General features: G+C 72.8%; 10 protein-coding genes. 3 read left to right on the top strand and 7 right to left on the bottom strand.

Translation table 11 applies throughout. The features are described 5' to 3' along the window. Window positions 1-424 precede the first annotated feature (424 nt). On the bottom strand, window positions 425-985 hold the full coding sequence (locus tag ACZ4EF_RS27665) for a MarR family winged helix-turn-helix transcriptional regulator (RefSeq protein ID WP_355346088.1): 561 nt from the start codon (window positions 983-985) through the stop codon (window positions 425-427). Between the two features lie 116 nt (window positions 986-1,101). On the opposite strand from ACZ4EF_RS27665, the gene ACZ4EF_RS27660 reads away from it, so the two are divergent. After that, window positions 1,102-2,565: an MFS transporter gene (locus ACZ4EF_RS27660; RefSeq protein WP_467506773.1), complete on the top strand. Its 1,464-nt coding sequence runs from the start codon at window positions 1,102-1,104 to the stop codon at window positions 2,563-2,565. A 168-nt stretch (window positions 2,566-2,733) separates the two neighbouring features. Here ACZ4EF_RS27660 and ACZ4EF_RS27655 read toward each other — a convergent pair whose 3' ends face one another. Both ACZ4EF_RS27655 and ACZ4EF_RS27650 read right to left on the bottom strand, forming a co-directional pair. Beyond that, complete coding sequence (locus tag ACZ4EF_RS27655; RefSeq protein ID WP_391158190.1) at window positions 2,734-4,485, bottom strand: ATP-binding SpoIIE family protein phosphatase; 1,752 nt, start codon at window positions 4,483-4,485, stop codon at window positions 2,734-2,736. A gap of 113 nt (window positions 4,486-4,598) precedes the next feature. Further along, window positions 4,599-5,966 carry an NAD(P)/FAD-dependent oxidoreductase gene (locus ACZ4EF_RS27650; protein ID WP_355346094.1) on the bottom strand — a complete coding sequence of 456 codons (1,368 nt, stop codon included), beginning with the start codon at window positions 5,964-5,966 and terminating at the stop codon, window positions 4,599-4,601. A 309-nt stretch (window positions 5,967-6,275) separates the two neighbouring features. Between ACZ4EF_RS27650 and ACZ4EF_RS27645 the strand changes: the two genes are divergently transcribed. Both ACZ4EF_RS27645 and ACZ4EF_RS27640 read left to right on the top strand, forming a co-directional pair. Beyond that, window positions 6,276-7,214, top strand: a complete 939-nt coding sequence (locus ACZ4EF_RS27645) for a TetR/AcrR family transcriptional regulator (RefSeq protein ID WP_467506765.1) — start codon at window positions 6,276-6,278, stop codon at window positions 7,212-7,214. A gap of 292 nt (window positions 7,215-7,506) precedes the next feature. Further along, window positions 7,507-9,630, top strand: coding sequence for a sigma-70 family RNA polymerase sigma factor (locus tag ACZ4EF_RS27640; protein WP_467506763.1), 2,124 nt, complete (start codon window positions 7,507-7,509; stop codon window positions 9,628-9,630). 155 nt (window positions 9,631-9,785) lie between these two features. On the opposite strand, the gene ACZ4EF_RS27635 is transcribed toward ACZ4EF_RS27640, so the two are convergent. The 4 genes from ACZ4EF_RS27635 to topA all read right to left on the bottom strand — a co-directional run bounded on the left by ACZ4EF_RS27635 (window position 9,786) and on the right by topA (window position 21,482). Next, window positions 9,786-10,535: a DsbA family oxidoreductase gene (locus ACZ4EF_RS27635; RefSeq protein WP_467506761.1), complete on the bottom strand. Its 750-nt coding sequence runs from the start codon at window positions 10,533-10,535 to the stop codon at window positions 9,786-9,788. 122 nt (window positions 10,536-10,657) lie between these two features. Continuing rightward, on the bottom strand, window positions 10,658-13,912 hold the full coding sequence (locus ACZ4EF_RS27630) for a BTAD domain-containing putative transcriptional regulator (protein ID WP_467506759.1): 3,255 nt from the start codon (window positions 13,910-13,912) through the stop codon (window positions 10,658-10,660). Between the two features lie 1,094 nt (window positions 13,913-15,006). Further along, on the bottom strand, window positions 15,007-18,333 hold the full coding sequence (tmk, locus tag ACZ4EF_RS27625; RefSeq protein WP_467506757.1) for a dTMP kinase: 3,327 nt from the start codon (window positions 18,331-18,333) through the stop codon (window positions 15,007-15,009). A gap of 314 nt (window positions 18,334-18,647) precedes the next feature. Further along, entirely contained in the window at window positions 18,648-21,482 is a 2,835-nt protein-coding gene (gene topA / locus ACZ4EF_RS27620) for a type I DNA topoisomerase (RefSeq protein ID WP_391130041.1), read from the bottom strand. Between the last annotated feature and the right edge of the window lie 7 nt (window positions 21,483-21,489).

Raw genomic sequence — 21,489 nt, 5'->3', positions numbered from 1 at the left:
GACTTTTGGCACGCTGTTGAGTTCTCAAGGAACGGAAGCTTCCTTCAGACCGTTTCACCGGCCCTCCGGGCTTTCCCTTCGTCGTGTCTCCGACTCTATCAGACGCTTTCCAGTGCCTGACCCCCAGTCAGCGGGGCTTGTCTTTCCGGCTGTTCGGCCGTTCCGACGAGTGAGACATTAGCTGATCCCGTACCGCCCGGCCAAATCGGCCCGGTCGAACGAAACACCGCCTGCATTCCGCGGAAACACACAAACGCACGACGACAACGCGACAACACAAGGCTGTCGGTCATGGTCGAAAGGTTCCTGCGGAATGGCTGTCCGGGGACCGACCGGAGTCGGCGCTCACGTCGGACAACTCGGAGAACACTACGGACGAGGACCACCCATGTCAACTCGGGGCAAGGTGGTCCCGATCACACAGTCAGTCCAGGTCTTCGAGCCGGCCGCCGGCGTCCGGCTGGCTGTACTCGACGCGGCGCAGAAGGCGGGTGAGGATCTCGCCGAGGGCGGCGCGTTCCACCGTCGTGAGGTCCTGGAGGAGCTCGTCCTCGAAGACGGCGGCCAGGCGCATGGTCTGGAGCCACTTGTCACGGCCCTCGTCGGTCAGTTCGACGATGACGCGGACGCGGTTGGCCTCGTCGCGCTCGCGGGTGACCAAGCCCTCGGCGACCATGCGGTCGATCCGGTGGGTCATGGCGGCCGGGGTGAGGCCGAGGCGCTTGGCGAGGTCGCCGGGGCCGAGACGGTAGGGCTTGCCGACGACGACGAGTGCTTTGAGGACTTCCCACTCGGCGCTGCTGATGCCGAGGTCGACGAGCTGGCGGCCGTACGCCACGTTCATCCGGCGGTTGAGGCGGCCCAGGGCGGTGACGACCTTCTCCACCTGGGGGTCGACCTCAGGGAATTCGCGCTGGTAGGCGGCGATCTGGGCGTCGAGGTCCAGCTCCTGCGGCGCCCCCGGTGAACCTGCGGCTGCGGTCATCCTTCGAGTATGGCACGGAACCCTTTGCGCTAAAGCCCTTCGCGATGTACTCTTTAGCTTCGAACTTTAGTGCTGAAGTCTTCAAGGCGAAGACTCAATGGTCAAGTGGGGTGAGTGTGACAACGGCGATGGGCGCGGCGCTGCGCCGGATCCAGGTGGGGACAGCGCTGAGCGCGTTCGGGAACGGCTTCACGGTCCCGTTCACCTTTATTTACGTCTCGCAGGTGCGGGGGCTGGGCGCGGGTACCGCAGGTGTGGTGCTCGCGACGTTCGCCGTGGCGGCGCTCTTCGTGCTGCCCTTCACCGGTCGGGTCATCGATCAGCGCGGACCGGTGCCGGTCGCGGTGGTCGGTACGGTGCTGGCCGCCGCAGGGTCACTGGGGCTCGGGCTGTCCGGCAGTGAGCCGGTGGTCATCGCGGCGGCCGGTGCGCTCGGTGCCGGTATAGCGGTGGTGCAGCCCTCGCTGGCGACGATGATCGTGTGGTGCTCGACGACCGCGACGCGGTCGCGCGCCTTCGCCACGCAGTTCTTCCTCAACAACCTGGGGCTCGGCCTCGGCGGTCTGCTCGGCGGTCTGCTGGTCGACACCGCGCATCCGGCGTCGTTCATCCGGCTCTTCGCCATCGAGGCGGCGATGTTCCTGGTGCTCGGCGCGGTCATAGCGACCGTGCGCATGCCGCACGCGCCGCAGGTCGACGGGGCGGTGCGGTCCGACGGCGCTGCCTCCGGCGGCTGGCGGCTGCTGCTCGGGGACCGGGCGATGGTCATGGTGTCCGTGCTGGGCTTCGTGATGTTCTTCGCCTGCTACGGGCAGTTCGAGTCGGGGCTCTCGGCGTTCGCCGTCGAGGTCACCCGGATTTCGCCGACCACGCTGGGCGTGGCGCTCGCGGCCAACACCGCCGTGATCGTGCTGGCGCAGTTCGTGGTGCTGCGGCTGGTCGAGCAGCGCAGGCGCAGCCGGGTCATCGCGGCGGTCGGTCTGGTCTGGACGGTCGCCTGGCTGGTGGCCGGGGCGTCCGGGCTGGTGCACGGCAGTCACGCGATGGCGGTCGCGGCGATCATCTCGACGTACGCGCTGTTCGGGCTCGGCGAGGCGATGCTGGCGCCGACCGTGGCTCCGCTGGTCGCCGATCTGGCGCCCGCGCGGATGGTCGGTCAGTACAACTCGGCGTTCGCCCTGGTCAAGCAGTTGGCCCTCGCCCTCGGTCCCGCCGTCGGCGGCCTGATGGCGGGTGCGGGCGCGTACGGGGCGTACATCGTGATGCTGGTGCTCTGCTCGCTGGCGATCTCGGTGACCGCGCTGCGGATGGGGCGGCACCTCACGCTCTTGCAGGACAGTCCGCATCTGGCGGCGGCCCGCGTGGTCGCCCGTTCCGCGCCGCGGCTCCCTGCCGGGACGGACACGGACACGACCGTGGACGTGGTCGTGGACTCGGCTCAAGCCAAGGACCTAGACCTAGACCTAGACCTGGACTCGCGGGTGACCGCGGCAGCCGACCCGGCCGCCCGAATACCGGCCGCGCCCGTCGGCGCCACGGCCGAAGCGCGACCGGAACCGGCCACGACCGTCTCCCGGTAGTCGCCGCCCCCGCCCCTCCGGCCCGAGGGCCTTCCCGGCCCTCGGCCAGGCGGTCGGCCCCGGACCCGAACGGACTCGGACCCCAACGGACCCGGACCCCCAACGGCCCCGGTTCCAGCCCAGCGGCGGGGACACCGTCACCCCGCCCGCCTCACCCCGCGGGCACCCTCAGCCCGGCAGGGCGAATTCGCACCAGACGGCCTTGCCGCCGCCCGGGGTGCGGCGGGAGCCCCAGGACGAGGCGACGGTGGCGATGATCGAGATGCCGCGCCCGGCCTCGTCGCCGGGTTCCGCGCGGCGGCGGCGCGGCAGGTGGTCGTCGCCGTCGGTGACCTCGATGATCAGCCGCCGGTCGGTGCGGCGCAGCCGCAGCCGCATGGGCGGGGTGCCGTGCTTGAGGGAGTTGGCGACGAGTTCGCTGGCCGCGAGGACGCCGAGGTCGCGCAGTTCGACGGGGAAGCGCCAGGAGGCAAGCACCCCGGAGGCGAAGGCGCGGGCGCGGGGTGCGGCCTCGACGCCGCCGAGGAGTTCGAGCGAGGCGTTGCGGAAGAGCTCGGCCTCACTGCCGGTGTGGTCCGGGTACTGGAGGACGAGGACGGCCACGTCGTCGTCGTGTTCCGAGGTGACGCCGAGGGCGCGCATCAGGCGGTCGCAGATCACCTGGGGCGCGCCGGTGGCGCCGGACAGGGCCGACATCAGGGCGTCCACACCGACATCGATGTCCTCGCCACGCCGCTCGATCAGGCCGTCGGTGTACAGGACGGCGGTGCAGCCGGGGCCGAGGGCGACCGAGCCCGAGGTGTGGATCCAGCCGCCGGTGCCGAGCGGCGGTCCGGTGGGTTCGTCGGCGCGGCGGACGGTGCCGTCCGGGTCGCGGATCAGGATCGGCAGGTGTCCCGCGGTGGCGTACGACAGGCGGCCCTCGCTGGGGTCGTGCACGGCGTAGACGCAGGTGGCGATCTGGGTGGCGTCGATCTCCGAGGCGAGGCCGTCCAGGAGCTGGATGACCTCGTGCGGCGGCAGGTCGAGCCGGGCGTAGGCGCGTACGGCGGTACGGAGCTGGCCCATGACGGCCGCGGCACGGACGCCCCGGCCCATCACGTCGCCGATGACCAGGGCGGTGCGGCCCGCGCCGAGGGTGATCACGTCGTACCAGTCGCCGCCGACGGCCGCGTCGGTGCCGCCGGGCTGGTAGGTGGCGGCGACGCGGAGGTCGTCGGGCTGTTCGAGCTCCTGCGGGAGGAGGCTGCGCTGGAGGGTGACGGCGGTCTCGTGGAGGCGGCGTTCGCTCTCGCGCAGGCGCTCGGCGGAGTGCACCTGGTCGGTGACGTCGGCGGCGAAGACCAGGACGCCGCGGCGCTCGGGGTCGGGGTCGCCCGCCCTGACGGGGGTGCAGGTGAAGGTGAAGTAGCCGGGCTTTGCGGGTGAGCGGTCGTCGCCGCCGACCACCTTGCGGGCCTTGACGGTGCGTGGTTTGCCGCTGCGGTGGACCTGGTCCATGAGCGGGAGCAGGCCGAGCTCGTCGAGTTCGGGCAGCGCGTCGCGGGCCGGGGCGCCGGTGGTGCGGGCGCCGAAGACCTCCGTGTAGGCGTCGTTGACGAAGTCCACGCGATGGGCGGGGCCGTGTGTGACGGCGATGAGGGCCGGAAGGCGGCTGAGGACGCCGGTGACTGACGGTTCGTCGGTGACGGCGCCGGCGGCGGGGACGGGACCCGTGGCCCGACCGGCCGGTGGGCCGGGGGCCTGGCGGGTGCCTTCGGGGTCGGCGTCAGGGGCGATGCCGCTGCCCGCGTCCTGCGGTGCCGTCGCGGGGTCGGCCGCGTCGGCGCGCACGGGGTCGCCGACTTTGGCGCGCGCCGCGGGTACGGCACTGCGTCGCTGTGTTCCGGGGAGCCGGGCGCTCCAACGCGTAAGGTTCAAACGTCCGATTCCTCGTATTTGTCACTCTTTGCAGGTGCTGGCGCACGCGTGGTCACACCACCAGTGTGGCCGACCGGCGCCCCCGGGGGGAATCGCGCGGCGTCCGGGGCGGGTCAGGGGGCGTCGGGATCGCGGTGCGATCCGGCGGCCAGTTCGAATTCGGCGCGCGGGTGTTCCAGTGAGCCGAGCGAGACGATCTCGCGCTTGAAGAGCCCCGCGAGCAGCCATTCCGCCAGGACACGGGCCTTGCGGTTGAAGGTGGGGACGCGGCTGAGGTGGTAGGCGCGGTGCATGAACCAGGCCGGGTAACCCTTGAGTTTGCGCCCGTAGATGAAGGCGACACCCTCGTGCAGCCCGAGCGAGGCGACCGAGCCCGCGTACTTGTGGCGGTATTCGGTCAGCGGCCGGCCGCGCAGGGTCGCCAGGACGTTGTCGGCCAGGACGCGGGCCTGCCGCAGGGCGTGCTGGGCGTTGGGGGCGCAGTCGGTGCCGGGCTCCCGCGCCGTCAGGTCGGGCACGGCCGCCGCGTCGCCCGCCGCCCACGCCGTCTCCGAACCGGCGATCCGCAAGGTGGCCTCGGCGCGCAGCCGTCCGCGGTCGGTGAGCGGCAGGTCCGTCGCGGCCAGCACCGGGTGCGGTTTGACGCCCGCCGTCCAGACCACCGTCCTGGTGGGCAGCCGTTCGCCGTCGGACAGTACGGCGATCCGGTTCTCGCACGACTCCAGCCGCGTCTCCAGCCGGATGTCGACGTTGCGCCCGCGCAGCTCGCGGATCGCGTACTTGCCCATCTCCTCGCCGACCTCGGGCAGGATCCGGCCGGTCGCCTCGACCAGGACCCATCTCATGTCCTCGGGGCGGATGTTGTGGTAGTACCGCACGGCGTAACGCGCCATGTTCTCCAGCTCGCCGAGCGCTTCGACGCCCGCGTATCCGCCGCCGACGAAGACGAAGGTCAGCGCGGCCTCGCGGACGTCGACGTCACGGGTGGAGGAGGCGATGTCGAGCTGTTCCAGCACGTGGTTGCGCAGCCCGATCGCCTCCTCGACGGTCTTGAAACCGATGCCGTGCTCGGCGAGTCCGGGGACCGGGAGGGTGCGGGAGACCGAGCCCGGCGCGATCACGAGCTGGTCGTACGCCAGCTCCAGCAGGTCGCCGCCCTCCTCGTCGGTGACCGGGGTGGCGATGCTCGCGACGCGCTTGGCGTGATCGATGCCGCGCGCCTCGCCCACCACGATCCGGCACTTGCCGAGCACCCGCCGCAGCGGTACGACGACATGGCGAGGGGAGATGGATCCGGCGGCGGCCTCGGGCAGGAAGGGCTGGTACGTCATGTACGGCTGCGGTTCGACGACGACGACTTCGGCCTCGTCGCGCTTGAGCTTCCGCTGCAACCGCAGCGCGGTGTACATCCCGACATAGCCACCACCCACCACGAGAATGCGCGGGATGCCTGCTCTGTTCCTCGCTGCCGACTCCGTCATTGCTCCATGACGCAATGGACCATAGCCGTTTGTCCACAGCGCGGACGTGATGATTCCCCGGTTTCTTCGACGGGTTCGGCGACGCAGCAGGTCAGCGGTGCACCCATCACCGGGCAAAGGCCGCGCGGAAGTGCACGGTGCCCGTTGCTCCGATCGGGGGCGCGCGCCGGTCGGATCACAACCCCCTTCTTTCTTGACGTGGGCTCAACTATGTTCGTATCTCGTAGTACTGCGGGGGACGCGTACTGATGATCGCCCATGAGCGGGGAGTCTCCGGGGGGAGACGCGAATTTTCCGGGGGATACGTATATGCACATTCAGGACTCTCAGTGGACGACGGCCGCGGCCGGTTCGGACGGCGCCGTCGGCGGAAACCGTCCGGCACCGCTGCGCGTCGACGCGCAGCGCAATCTGGAACACGTACTGCGGGCCGCGCGTGAAGTCTTCGGCGAGTCGGGGTACGGGGCTCCGATGGAGGACGTCGCCCGCCGCGCGCGGGTCGGCGTGGGTACGGTCTACCGCCGTTTCCCGAGCAAGGACGTGCTGGTCAGGCGGATCGCCGAGGAGGAGACGGCGCGGCTGACCGAGCAGGCGCGTACGGCGCTCGGCCAGGAGAACGAGGCGTGGTCGGCGCTGGCGCGCTTCCTGCGCACCTCGGTCGCCTCGGGCGCCGGGCGGCTGCTGCCGCCGCAGGTGCTGCGGGTGCAGAGCCCGTCGACGGGCGCCGGTACGGAGCACGGCGGTACGTCGCCGCTGGGCGTCGAGCCGAACCGGGTGCCGCAGCAGCGCAATCCGTTCGCGACGGCGGCCGGGAGCGTCGCGGCGCCGACGTCAGCGGGCACGGGTCCGGTTGCGGGCACGGTCACGGGTACGGGTACGGGTACGGCCGGTGAGGTCGCGGACCACGCGGGCCGTGACGACATCGGCGGAAGCGACGGCGGCGCCGACCGGAGCAGCGACCAGGACGGCATACGGGCACTGCTCGACGTCGTCGGACGGCTCGTGGACCGGGCGCGCGAGGCGGGCGAGTTGCGCCTCGACGTGTCGGTGGCCGACGTCCTGCTGGTCATCGCCACCTCGGCGCCTTCGCTGCCCGACCCCGAGCAGCAGGCGGCGGCCTCGGCGCGGCTGTTGGACATCCTGCTGGACGGGCTGCGCTCGCGGCCCGGCGAGCGGGCGGCCGACACCCCGTCAGGGGGCGCGGCGGCGCGGGGCGAGGGCGTGACGGACGGTCAGGAGCCGGCGTAACGCGGCGCGGCTCACCCCGCGGGGCCGGGGCGCTACGACAGCGCCGGGCTCGGCGACTCGGATCAGCCGAGCAACACGGCTCGGCTTAAGGACGCGGCTCGATATAAACGGCTCGGCACCGGGCGCTCGGAGTCACGCGGCGGGACGTCGCGCGACCCGGCGCCGCTCGGGTCGGCGTCACGCGCTCCACCGATCGGGTGAACGTAGAGGAATCGTGAACGATCTCTCCACGGATGAGTGGTTCCCCGGTATCCCGTGACCCCGGCCCGCCCTCCTGTGCCACGCTTGCCCCGTGGAAGAGGCAAACGGCGAGTCCGGCGCTCCCGCCGCGGGCCCGGAGACCGGCGACGGGCTGCCCTCGCGCAGGGTGCCGGGGCAGCGCGACCCGGCCGCACGCGACGACGTCCGCGAGGAAGCCCGCGAGGGGACCGGCGACGGCGCGCGTGAGACCGACTGGGGCACGGACCGCGAGCCGGGCCGTACCGCCGACCCGGAGTCCGGCCGCGTACCCGCCCCCGCCGCGCCGCCGTCCGCCGGGACATCGGGCACCAAGGCACCGGCCACCGAGGCGCCGGCCGACGACGACCTGCTCTCCGTCCAGGGCCATCCCGCGCACACCGCCTCCGCCGAGGCCGACGCCCTCGAATCCGCGCTGTCCGACGCCGAGTTGGTGGCACGGGTGCGCGGCGGCCAGGACAGCGCGTACGAGGAGCTGTACCGGCGGCATGCCGAATCGGTTCGCCGCTACGCACGCACCTGCTGCCGGGACGCGCACACCGCGGAGGATCTGACCGGCGAGGTCTTCGCCCGTACGCTCCAGGCGATCCGCGGCGGCAGCGGCCCCGAATCGGCGGTCCGCGCGTATCTGCTCACCACGGTGCGCCGGGTCGCCGCGTCCTGGGGCAACACCGCCAAGCGCGAGCACCTGGTCGAGGACTTCGCCGTCTTCGCCGTCTCCGCGGCGGGCTCGACGGCCACCGAGGACACCAACGAACTCGGCGCGGACGTACGGGCCATGCAGGAGGCCGAGCAGACGCTGGCCATCCAGGCGTTCCGTACCCTCCCCGAGCGCTGGCAGACCGTGCTGTGGCACACCGCAGTCGAGGACGAGTCGCCGTCCGCCATCGCGCCGCTGCTCGGCCTCACGCCCAACGCCACGGCCGTCCTGGCCCACCGGGCCCGCGAGGGCCTGCGCCAGGCGTATCTCCAGGCGCACGTCAGCTCCACGCTGACCGCCGAGGGCGAGTGCGCGCGGTACGCCGACCGGCTCGGGGCGCACGCGCGCGGGGGCCTGCGGATGCGCGCGGACCGCGAGTTGAGCAGGCACCTGAAGGAGTGCGAGCGGTGCACGGCCGCCTCGCTGGAGCTGGCCGACCTCAACTCGGCGCTCAAGGGGCTGCTGCCGGTCGCGTACATCGGCTGGTTCGCCGCCGTCTACGCCGCCAAGACCGCCGGGATCGTCGCGGTCGGCGGAGCGGTCGGCGCGGCGGGGGCCGGAGGCGTGGCCGCCGCCGCTGCCGGGTCGGGTACGACGTCGAGCGCGGGCGGCGCGGCCGCGGGAGGCGCCGCGTCCGAAGGGCTCGGCGCGCCCGCCAAGGTCGGCATCGCCGCGGCCGTGGTGGTCGCCGCCGCGGCGGCGGCGTTCGCGCTGGCCCTCACCGGGGGCCACGAGAAGGCGCCGCCGAAGGCCCAGCCCAAGCCGCCGCCGGTCGCGGTGGTGACCACTCCCCCGCCGCCCGCGCCGAAACCCGCGCCGAAGCCGAAGCCGGTCGTCCCTCCGCCGCCCGTCCAGCCGGTCGAGAAGACGATTCCGCCGCCGAAGCCGAAGCCGACCCCGGCGAAGCCGAGTCCCAAGCCCGCGCCGAAGCCGAAGCCGGTGGTCCCTCCGCCGCCCGAGCCGGCCCCGACGACCCCCACGCCGACCCCGACCCCGACGCCGACACCGACCCCTCCGCCGCCCGCGCCGACCGCGTACAAGGTCAATTCGCTGGGCATCAGCGGTTTCGGCGACACCTCCGGGCCGACGATCCGGCCGTCGGTCACGAGCTGGTGGTGGAACCGCTGGGGCCTGACGATCGGCGGTACGCGGTACGAGCACGGCATCACCGTCCACGCGCCGTCGTCGCTGACCATCGACCTGAACCAGGCATGCGTCACCTATGACGCGCGGGCCGGGATCGACGGCCTGACCGGGCGCTTCGGCGCGGCCAGCTTCTCGGTGTACGGCGACGACACCCGGCTGTGGCAGTCGGGTGTCGTACGCGGCGGCGACGCGGCCGTGCCCGTGCACGTCGGGATCACCGGGTACAAGACGATCCGGCTGGTGGTCGATCCCGAGGGGCGGCACGGCGGCGGGCCCAGTCTGGGGCTGGCGAATCTGGCCGACTGGGCGGATTCGGTGATCAGCTGCTCATAGGCGGCCGGTCCGTGGGCGGCCGGTCCGTGGGCTCCGGGCGTTTTCGTACAGAGAGCGCCCGGGCCATGGGGTCTGCGACCAGGAGCGCTCTCGGCGATGAGTGCTCTGCGGTCACGAGCGCTCTCGGCGATGAGCGCTCTGCGGTTATGAACCGATTAGCTGTTCGCGGCCGGTGCGTCCGCGGTGGTGGCCGGCGGGACCGCGCACACGCCGTCGGCGCAGGCGGCGTCGGCGGCCGCGTCCTCCGTACCGGCGAGGGCAGCGGCCTCGGCGGCCGAGTCCTTGGCGACCTGTTCGAGCGCCTGGAGGAAGACGGACGTCTCCTGGCCGCCCTGCACCGCCCACTTGCCCTCGAAGACGAAGGTCGGCACGGCCGTGATGCCGATCTGCCGGGCCTGGTCGATCTCCGCGACGACCTCGTCGCGCAGGTCGTCACCGGCGAGGAAGGCGGCGACCGCGTCCCGGTCGAGGCCGGCCGCGACGGCCGCGTCCGTCAGGGCCGTACGGTCGCCGATGTCCAGACCCTCGCCGAAGTGCCCCGTCATCAGGCGGCCCTTGAGCCGGTTCTGGGTCTCGGGGCCGTACGTGTCCAGGGCGAAGCGCAGCAGGCGGTGGGCGAGCAGCGAGTTGTTCTCCACGACCGTGTCGAAGTCGAAGGTCAGCCCTTCGGCGGCGCCCATCGAGGCGAGCCGGTCGTCCATGGCCACGGCCTGCGGCCCGAATTTCCTCGCCAGCACGTCGCGGTGCGGCTGCGGGCTCTCGGGCGCGGTCGGGTCGAGCTGGAATGGCCGGTAGACCACCTCGACCGAATCTCCCTGCGGGAAAGCGGCGAGGGCGCGCTCGAAGCGGGATTTTCCGAGGTAGCACCAGGGGCAGGCGATATCGGAGTAGATCTCAACTTTCAAGGCTTTTCACTTCCGGGCGTAGGCGGGCGCTGGCTATTCCTTGAATGCTCAATCAAGGTTTCCGACGTCAACGAGGACGCGCGCGGGACCTATTCCCGTACGGCCGTACGCCCCCGCTCCGCCTACGAGCCCGCCGCCATCGCGTGCGCCGTCTCCAGCAGGACCGCCACCGCCTCTGAAGCGTCCAGCACCGCGCCCTCCGCGCAGGCCGCCGCCCATTCGCCGTCGCCGAGGCCCGCCCTGGCCCGCTCCTCCACGGCGTCGGCGGTGACCAGCTCGGGCACCGTACGCGGCAGCGGCCCGCGTACGGCCGAGGACGCCGCCGACATCCGGGCCGCCGACCGCAGGTCGCCCAGCTCGACCAGCACCTCGGCCGCCGAGTCGAGCTGCGCGCCCACCACCGGCTCCGTGCAGCCCTCCGCCAGCGCCAGGCTCGCCGACTCGGCGAGACCGAGCAGCGCCGCCACCGGGTCGCCCTCGGCCGCCGTGATCCGCGCGCCCAGGCTCGCGAGCAGCACCTTGAACGTCGGCGGCGGCGTACCGTCCGCCAGGTGCCCGACCGCCGTCTCGCACAGCTCCCTGGCCTGCCGCGGCTCGCCCCGGCGCAGGAGCAGCAGCGCCTTGAGGTAGCGGATGTACGTGCGGGCGTCCCACACGCTGTACAGCTCCGCTTCCTCCTCGGCCTGCTCGACCAGCTTGCGCGCCTCCTCGTCGTCCCCGCGGCGGTGCGCCAACTCCCCCATCCGAGCGAGCAGGAAGGCCCCTTCGCCGTCCGCGCCCAGCTCCCGGCCGAGCCGGTGCGCGGCCTCGAAGTCGGCGTGCGCCGCCGCGTACTGCCCGCGGACGACCTCGATCTCGGCGCTCGCGCCGTGCACTTGGGCGCGGATCCAGCGGTCGCCGAGCCGTTCCCTGCGCTCCTGGAGCTCCGCCCAGTCGGCGTCGATCCGCGCGAGCCCGCCCGGCGTGTCCACGGCGATGTGCGTACGGAGCATCAGCGCCACAGCGATCTCCCACTCGCCGCCGTACTCACGGCAGTTGGCGACGACGGTGTCGGCGTGCCGGCCGATCTCCTCGTCCCTGCCGAGCAGATACGTGGTGAACGGCCACAGCATGCCGGGGAAGCGCGCCGCGGGCGGGCCGCCCTGGCTGTACGCCGCCGCCAGCAGCGCGGCCATCGCCCGCGAGTCGGCCGAGGACCACTGCGCCTCCGAGGCGTGGTCGCTCTTCACGAAGAAGTGCAGCATCCGCAGGTCCAGGCGTGGCCAGAACATCCGGTCCGCCGGGTCGGGCGGGGGGTCGCCGCCCAGCTCCGTCACCCTCTCCAGCCAGGCGTCCGCTTCGTCGCGGTAATTGCGCAGCCACCAGAACCAGCCCATGGACAGCGCGATCGTGATCGCGTCCAGCTCCGCGTCCTGGCTCCCGGTGTCCTCCTTCCCGCCTGAGGGCGGCTCGACCAGGCGGTTCAGCGCGGCGCGGACGTTGTCCAGCTCCGTCTCCAGCACTTCCAGCCAGTGGAGTTGGTCGGCGCCGCGCAGTTCGGAGTCGGCCGTGCGGGCCAGTTCGCGGAAGTACGCGGTGTGCCGCCGCTCGGCCGCGGCCAGTTCCTCGGGCCGCTGGGCGGCGCGCTCGCCGGCGTATTCGTGGATCGTCTCCAGCAGGCGGTAGCGGACGTCCTGGCCGGGAGTGGGCGCGTGGACCGCCACCACCAGGGACTTGTCCACCAGTTGGGCCACCGTCTCCAGCGCGTCGGGACCGCACACCGCCTCGGCGGCCGACAGCGTGCAACCGCCGGAGAAGACGCTCAGCCCGCGCAGCGTCGTACGCTCCCGCTCGGTCAGCAGCTCCCAGCTCCAGTCGACCACCGCCCGCAGCGTCTGCTGGCGCGGTAGCACCGTACGGCTGCCGCTGGTCAGCAGCCGGAACCGGTCGTCCAGCCGGTCCGCGATCTGCCGCGGCGACAGGGCCCGCAGCCGGGCCGCGGCCAGCTCGATGGCCAGCGGCAGGCCGTCGAGACGGCGGCAGATCTCGCGTACGGCCGCGTCGTTCTCCGCCGTGGTGAGGCGGGCGTCCGCGCGTACGGTCGCCGCGCGGTCGGCGAACAGCCGGTACGCGGTCGCGGGCGGCAGCGGCTCCACCGGGCGTACGACCTCGCCCGGTACGCCCAACGGCTCGCGGCTCGTGGCCAGTACGGCCACGCCGGGGCAGGCCGCCAGCAGTTCGGCGGCGAGGGAGGCGGCGGCGCCGATCAGGTGCTCGCAGTTGTCGAGCACCAGCAACAGGCGGCGCTGCGCGCAGTGTTCGAGCAGCCGGGCCAGCGGGTCCTCGCCGTGCGACGCCTCGGACAAGAACTGGTCGCGGCCCGCGCCGCCGAGCAGCAGCGTGTCGCGGCGACCGAGGGCGCTCAGCACGGCGTGCGGGACCGCCGAGGGGTCGTCCAGCGGGGCGAGTTCGACCAGCCACACGCCGTCAGGGTGGCGGCGCGCCGCCGCGTCGCCCGCCTCCTGCGCCAGGCGCGTCTTGCCAGACCCGCCGGGGCCGGTCAGCGTCACCAGCCGGGCCGCGGCCAAGTCGCTTCTGATGTCGTCGAGTTCGGCCTCGCGGCCGACGAAGCTGGTGAGGCGGGCGCGGATGTTGCCCTGCGCGGGGGGCGGCGGCCTGCGCCGCAGCAACTCGCCGTGCAGCGCCCGCAGTTCCGGGCCCGGATCGGTGCCGAGCGCTTCCGCGAGTACGGTCCTGGTCTCCTCGTACGCCGCCAGGGCGTCGGCCGTCCTGCCCTCGGCGTGCAACGCCCGCATCAACTGGGCCCTGAACGACTCGTCCAGCGGGTGCTCTGCCACGGCCGCGCGCAGGCCGGGGAGGGTGTCCGCCGCCCTGCCGAGGCGGAGGTCGGCTTCCACTCTGTTCCGCAGGGCGGCCAGCTTCAGGGCTTCGGGGCGGGCCGCGGCGGACGCACGGTCCGGGAGGTCGGCCAGGGCCGGGCCGCGCCACAGGGTGAGGGCGCGGGTCAGGGTGTCGGCCGCCGTCGCGGCGTCTCCCGCCGCCAGGGCCGTATCGCCCTCGCGGGCGAGGCGTTCGAACTCGTACAGGTCCACCGAGTCGCGGGGGGTGGCCAGGCGGTAGCCGCCGGGTTCCGAGACGACGGCGTCCCGGCCCAGGGCTCGTCGCAGCCGCGACATCAGGGCTTGCAGGGCGCCGGCGGCGTCGGCCGGGGGGTCGGCCGCCCAGACCTGTTCGATGAGGGCTTCGGGGGGGACGGGGCGGCCCACGTTGAGGGCCAGCACCGCGAGGACGGCTCGCAGGCGGCTGCCGCCCAGGCCGATTTCGGGCCCGTCGTCGGAGGGGCGGGCCTCCGTGACCCCAAGAATCCGATACCGCACGGGGTCATCTTCGCGGACGGCGCCCCAAAAGAGCGAACCTTCGCCCTTGGGTGGGGGTGGGGGTTCTGCCCGCCCGCCCACCCGTGCGGGTGCTTTCTTCGTCTGCGGGTGCCGCTTGTGCCTGGTCGGTGCCGGTCCGGGGCACCTCCTCGAAATGCGGCTACCTGGTCTCCTGTATCCGGTGCCCTTCTTGTCACCGCATTTCTGCGGGGGCACCCCGGCCCGTCCCCTCCCGGTCCGTCGGCGTCCGACGGTCCGGTGGGGGTTGCGGAGGGGGGTGGGTGGGGGCCGGGGCCCTGCGCCACCCGACCTCCCAGCGGGGTGGGCGAAAGGGGGTGGGTGGGGTGCGGGACCTGTACGGCCGACGGTCCGCCCCGGGGTGAACGGAGGGGGGTGAGGACCGGGACCTGCGCCCCCCAACGTCCAGCCGGGGCAGGCGGAAGGGGTGGGTGGGGTGCGGGCCTCGCCTCACATGACGGCCAGGCGGGGCGGGCGAGGAGGCTGGGGGGCCAGGTCCCTGCGCCAATAGACGTCCAGGCGGGGCGGGCGGAAGGGGTGCGTGAGATGCGGGACCTGCGCCACCCGGACGCCCGCCCGGGTCGGCGGAAGGGCGTGGGTGGGGTGCGGGACCTGCGTCACCCGGGTGGGTGGGGTGCCGGGGCTGGGACCCGCCACGCCTGACGTTCGGCTGGGGTGGGTGGGGGGCCGGGATCTGCGCGGGCCGACGGGCTGGCGGGTGCTGGGGGGGTGGCGGGGAGTCGGAGGGGGCGTTGACCGGAGGGGGTTTGTTGGGCGGTTGGGGAAGGGCCCGAGCTCTCCGATCCGCTCGGAGGGGGCACCGGCGCAGGGCGGCACGCCGGAAAGACCCCCTACCCTCCCCGGCAACCCCCACCGGACCGCCGGACGCCGACGTACCGGAAGGGGACGGGCCGGGGTGCCCCCGCAGAAATACGTTGACGGCCGGGTACCGGATTCGCAAAGGCCAGGTGATACGGATTTCGAGGAGGTACCCCGGACCGGCACCGACCAGGCACAAGCGGCACCCGCAGACGACAACACACCCGCACGGGTGGGCGGGCGGGCAAAGACAAACGTCAAGAGCGCCCCGGCGGCCGACGGTCGTCGTCGTGAGGGCCGAGGAGTTCGTCGGCGAGAGTGGGCAGGTCGTCGAGGGGGGTCTCCTCGGCCCAGTTGGGGCGAGGACGGCGCGGGGCGGCCGAGGGCGTCTCGGCGGTGGGGAATTCGCGGGTGCGCTCGTTGCCCGGCTGGTCCTCGGGGCGGAAGAGCCACGGCGGGACCCGGTCGGTCGGGTCGTCCGAGGCCGGGGACCCGACCGGGGGTACGACCGGCGGGAGCACCGTCGTGGTCTCGGAACTGTCCTCACGAGGGCTGTCCTCACGAGGGCTGTCTCCGCGAGAGCTGTCTCCGCGAGAGCGAGAACCGTCCTCATCCGAAGCCGACTCGTCAGAAGTGGTGCCGTCAGCCGACGAGGCGCCCTCCGCGGGAGCATCCTCCGGCTCGGCCGGAACGACCGGGAGAACCGCCGTCTCATCGGCACCCGGACCAGCGGGCACGTCCGGCTCGGCCGGAACGACCGGAACGGCCGGGAGAACCGCCGTCTCGTCCTCGGCGGGAGCCGAGGAAGGCGGCGGAGGCACGACATTGACCGTCGTGGTTTCGGCCGAGTCCGAGGTCTGCGGCAGCTCGGTGGTCTTCTCGGAGTCGGAGGAGCCGGAGGAGCCGGCCGAACCGGCCGAACCGGCCGAACCGGCACTCGCGGCGGCGGCAGCCGCAGCCGCGGCGGTGCGGGCCTCCTCGGCGCGGAGAAGGGCCTCCTCCGCCTTGCGCTGCTTTTCGAGGCGGCGCGCGTCGGCCTCGGAGCGCAGGCGTGCCTGCTCCTCGGCGAGGCGGCGGAGCCGTTCCTGCTCGGCCGCCCGGGCGGCCTCCTCGGCCTCGCGGCGAGCCGTCTCCTCGGCGGCGATGCGCGCGGCCTCCTCGGCGCGGAGGCGTTCGGCCTCGGCCTCACGGGCGGCGGCGCGCTCGGCGATCTCGCGGCGGGTGGCCTCCTCGGCGGCGAGGCGGCGCTCCTCTTCCTCGCGGCGGAGCCGTTCGAGCTGGGCCTGCCGCTCGCGCTCCTGGCGCTCTTCCTCGGCCTTGCGGGCGGCCTCTTCGGCGGCGAGGCGCGCGGCCTCGGCGGCGGCCTGGCGCTCGGCCTCGGCGCGGGCCTCGATCTCCTGGGCGGAGAGCGGGAGGAGCTGGTCGAGGCGGTGGCGTACGACCGTGGTGACGGCGGCGGGGTCCTGGGCGCCGTCGACGACGAGGTAGCGGCCGGGGTCGGCGGCGGCGAGGGTGAGGAAGCCCGCGCGGACGCGCTGGTGGAAGGCGGCGGGTTCGGATTCGAGGCGGTCGGGCGCTTCGGTGAAGCGTTCGCGGGCGGCATCGGGGCTGACGTCGAGGAGCACGGTGAGGTGCGGGACGAGTCCGTCGGTGGCCCAGCGGGAGATGCGGGCGATCTCGGTGGGGGCGAGGTCGCGTCCGGCGCCCTGGTAGGCGACGGAGGAGTCGATGTAGCGGTCGGAGATGACGACGGCGCCGCGTTCGAGGGTGGGGCGGACGACGGAGTCGACGTGCTCGGCGCGGTCGGCGGCGTAGAGCAGCGCCTCGGCGCGGTGCGAGATCCCGCCGGAGGAGACGTCGAGGAGGATGGAGCGCAGGCGCTTGCCGATGGCGGTGGCGCCGGGCTCGCGGGTGACGACGACCTCGTGGCCCTTGGCGCGGATCCAGTCGGCGAGGGCTTCGACCTGGGTGGACTTGCCCGCGCCGTCGCCGCCCTCTATGGCGATGAAGAATCCGGTGGCGGCGGGGGCGACGGCCGGTTCCGCACCGGTCAGGGCCTCGCGCAGGTCGCGCCGGAGCGGTACGCCGCTGCGGTCGTCGGTCTTGCCGAGGACGAGCGCGGCGACCGGCAGCAGCAGGGCGCCGATCAGCATCAGCGTGTACGCGGCACCGCCGTGGTCGAAGGTGAAGTGACCCTTCTGGATGCGGTGCGGGCCGATCGCGGCGGCGACCAGCGGCGCGACGATCACGGCGAGGGCGAGAACGGCGCGCGAGACGGCGTGCAGGTGCTCGGTGGTACGGCCGCGCCGTCCCGCCTCGGCTTCCTGCTCGATCAGGATGTGCCCGGTGTTGGCGGTGACGCCCGCCGCGGCGCCGGCCAGCAGCGCGAGCAGCAGGACGGTGGTCTGGTCGGCGACGATGCCGGTGAGGAGCAGGCCGAGCCCGGTGACGCCGATGGACAGCGCGAGCAGCCGGCGCCTGGACAGCGCCGGGAGCGTACGGGGGGCGAGGCGGATGCCGATGACCGTACCGGCGGTGAGGGCCAGGACGAGCAGGCCGAAGCCGGTCGGGCCGAAGCCGAGGGCGAGCGCGTGCAGGACGGCCACGGCCACGGCCGCGCCGATCGCGCCGACGACCGCGGCGGTCGCCAGCACCAGCAGCGGCAGTACGCCGGTCCTGCCGCGCTCGGCGCCCGCGGGGCCCTTGGGCAGCCGCAGCCCTTCGAGCGGGGAGCGCGGACGCGCCACCGTGCCGGAGGGCAGTTCGAGGAGGTAGAGCACCGACATGGAGGACGAGAAGAGCCCGGCCGCCACGTACGAGGCGAGCGCCACCTGGTGCTGGTCGAACCAGGTGACGCCGACCGCGATCAGCGTGTTCACGAGTGTGACGACGACGAGACCGGCCGCTGCCAGCGGCAGTGCGACGAAGCTCGTCCGCAGGTCCAGCCGGTGCAGCGTCGCCAGGTGGTCGGGCGCGGGCCGCACGGAGGTGTCGCCGGGCGGCGGCAGGAGCAGCGGAGCAGCGCCGTCCTTGGCGACGGCCCACAGCCGCTCGGCCACCCCGGTGACGAAGGCGGTCACCAGCAGCCAGGTCAGCGCGGTGTGCTGCGACCAGGTGATCCACAGCGGGGCGACGATGAACAGCCCGAGTCGTACGGCGTCCGCGCCGATCATCGTCCACCGGCGGTCCAGCCGGCCGCTCTCGGACGTCAGCGCCGACAGCGGGCCGAGCAGGACGGCGCCGAACAGCAGCGTCGAGACCAGGCGCGCCCCGAAGACGGCCGCGGTGGCGAAGGCGATGCCCCGGTAGCCGCCGCCGTACGCGTGGTCGGCCACCGCCGCCTGCACGGCGAGCCACAGCAGGACGAGCAGACCCAGTCGGTCCGCCACCGCCCCGGTGAGCTGCGCGCTCCACAATTTGCGCAGCGCCGGGATTTTCAGCAGCGCACCGACCGCTCGCTCACGGCTGTCAGCGGCGAGGTCGGTGGCGAACGCGTCGGTCACGTCCCCCTTGACGTCCTCGGCCCTGACATCTGCGGCCGTGACGTCTGCGGCGGGCGGCTTGGGCTGCTCGGATGGCGTCATCCCAACAGCCTATCCGCCTTACGACGCCCTACACGGAGCCGGTCCCACTCCCGGGCGGACCTCCCCTCCAGGAGGGCGGGGAAGCGCACTCACCTGGGCGAAGACCGCCCTTCGAGGGGCCCTTCCGCGGGCCCTTCAAGGGGGAGGAAGGGGAGGCAGGAGAGGCGGAAGGTACGGCGCGCTGACGCATGGCCAGTTCCTCAGGGGCGCGGGAACCCGCGCGACCGGCCCATGACCGGCGCGCGGTTCACCACCGGCCCGGTGGGGCAGGCGCTGTCGTCGCCCGCCCACCGGCCCGGTGTGCCGGACACGCCCTAGTCGGCTGAGGCCGTCGACTTCTTCGCCGCCGCGGAGGCAGCCGCCTTCTTGGCCGGTGCCTTCTTCGCGGCAGTCTTCTTCGCGGTGCCGGAAGCCGCCGTCTTCTTGGCGGGAGCCTTCTTGGCCGGTGCCTTCTTGGCTGCGGTCTTCTTCTTCACGGGCCCCTTCGCCCGCTTCTCCGCGAGGAGTTCGTACCCGCGCTCGGGCGTGATCGACTCCACCTCGTCGTCGCGGCGCAGCGTCGCGTTGGTCTCGCCGTCGGTGACGTAGGGGCCGAAGCGGCCGTCCTTGACGACGACGGGGCGCTCGCTGACCGGGTCGGTGCCCAGTTCCTTGAGCGGCGGCTTGGCGGCGGCGCGACCGCGCTGCTTGGGCTGGGCGTAGATGGCGAGCGCTTCGTCGAGGGTGATCGAGAAGAGCTGGTCCTCGGTCTCCAGCGAGCGCGAGTCGGTGCCCTTCTTCAGGTAGGGCCCGTAGCGCCCGTTCTGCGCGGTGATCTCGACGCCCTCGGCGTCCTTGCCGACGACGCGCGGCAGGGACATCAGCTTGAGGGCGTCCTCAAGGGTGACGGTGTCGATGGACATCGACTTGAAGAGCGAGGCGGTACGCGGCTTGACCGCGTTCTTCCCGGTCTTCGGGGTGTCCTCGGGCAGGACTTCGGTGACGTAGGGACCGTAGCGCCCGTCCTTGGCGATGATCGGGCGGCCGGTCGCCGGGTCGTCGCCGAGCGCGAAGTCGCCGCTGGGCTTGGCGAACAGCTCCTCGGCGTACTCGACGGACAGCTCGTCCGGCGGCAGGTCCTCGGGTACGTCGGCGCGGCGGTGGTCGTCCTCGCCGCGCTCGCCCTTCTCGATGTAGGGGCCGTAGCGGCCGACGCGCAGCATGATGCCGTCGCCGATCGGGAAGGAGGAGATCTCCCGGGCGTCGATCGCGCCCAGGTCCTCGACGAGTTCCTTGAGGCCGCCGAGGTGGTCGCCGTCCCCGTTGCCCGCGTCGGCGGCGGAGCCGACGGTGGCGCTGCCGTCGTCGGAGCCGAAGTAGAAGCGGCGCAGCCACGGCACGGCCTGGGCCTCGCCGCGGGCGATGCGGTCGAGGTCGTCCTCCATGGAGGCGGTGAAGTCGTAGTCGACCAGACGGCCGAAGTGCTTCTCCAGCAGGTTGACGACCGCGAAGGAGAGGAAGGTCGGGACGAGCGCGGTGCCCTTCTTGAAGACGTAGCCGCGGTCGAGGATCGTGCCCAGGATCGTGGCGTACGTCGACGGGCGGCCGATCTCCCGCTCCTCCAGCTCCTTGACCAGCGACGCCTCGGTGTAGCGGGCGGGCGGCTTGGTCGAGTGGCCGTCGGCGGTGATCTCCTCGGCGCTCAGCGCGTCGCCCTCGGTGACCTGCGGCAGCCTGCGCTCGCGGTCGTCCAGCTCGGCGTTGGGGTCGTCGGCGCCTTCGACGTACGCCTTCAGGAAGCCGTGGAAGGTGATGATCTTGCCGGAGGCGCTGAACTCGGCGTCGCGGCCGTCGGCGGAGGCGCCGCCGACCTTGACGGTGACGGACTGGCCGACCGCGTCCTTCATCTGGGACGCGACCGTACGCATCCAGATCAGCTCGTAGAGCCGGAACTGGTCGCCGGTCAGACGGGTCTCGGCCGGGGTGCGGAAGCGGTCGCCCGAGGGGCGGATCGCCTCGTGCGCCTCCTGCGCGTTCTTGACCTTGCCCGCGTAGACGCGCGGCTTGTCCGGCAGGTAGTCCGCCCCGTAGAGCTGCGTGACCTGGGCGCGGGCGGCGCGGACGGCGGTCTCCGAGAGCGTGGTGGAGTCCGTACGCATGTAGGTGATGAAGCCGTTCTCGTACAGCTTCTGCGCGACCTGCATGGTGGCCTTCGCGCCGAAGCCCAGCTTGCGCGACGCCTCCTGCTGGAGGGTGGTGGTGCGGAAGGGGGCGTACGGCGAGCGGCGGTACGGCTTGGACTCGACGCTGCGTACGGCGAACTGGGTGTCGGCGAGCGCGGCGGCCAGGGCGCGGGCGGCGCTCTCGTCGAGCTGGAGCACCTGTGAGCCGGACTTGAGCTGGCCGGTGGCCGCGTCGAAGTCCCGGCCCTGCGCGACCCGGCGGCCGTCGACGGTGGTGAGCCGGGCGACGAGCGTGGAGGGGTCGGAGGCGTCACCGGTGCGGCCGGTGGCGAAGGTGCCGGTCAGGTCCCAGTAGTCGGCGGTACGGAACGCCATCCGCTCGCGTTCGCGCTCGACGACGAGCCGGGTGGCGACGGACTGCACGCGGCCGGCCGACAGCCGCGGCATGACCTTCTTCCACAGCACCGGCGAGACCTCGTAGCCGTACAGCCGGTCGAGGATGCGGCGGGTCTCCTGGGCGTCGACCAGGCGCTGGTTCAGCTCGCGCGGATTGCGGACGGCCTCCTGGATGGCGTCCTTGGTGATCTCGTGGAACACCATCCGGTGAACGGGCACCTTGGGCTTGAGGATTTCCTGCAAATGCCAGGCGATGGCCTCGCCCTCGCGGTCCTCATCGGTGGCGAGGAAGAGTTCAGTGGAGTCCTTGAGGAGGTCCTTGAGCTTCTTGACCTGTGCCTTTTTATCGGCATTGACCACATAGATGGGTTGGAAATCACTGTCCACATTGACGCCGAGCCGCGCCCAGGGCTGGCCCTTGAACTCCGCCGGCACTTCGGCGGCCCCGTTGGGGAGGTCGCGGATGTGCCCGACGCTGGCCTCGACGACGTATCCAGGGCCCAGATATCCCTTGATCGTTTTCGCCTTGGCAGGCGACTCGACAATGACGAGTCGCTGGCCGCTGTGTGCGGTCTCACGGGTCGGGGACAACGTCGCT

It is taken from the genome of Streptomyces sp. NPDC025721 (assembly GCF_055558595.1).
This window is presented reverse-complemented; position numbering and strand designations above follow the sequence as displayed.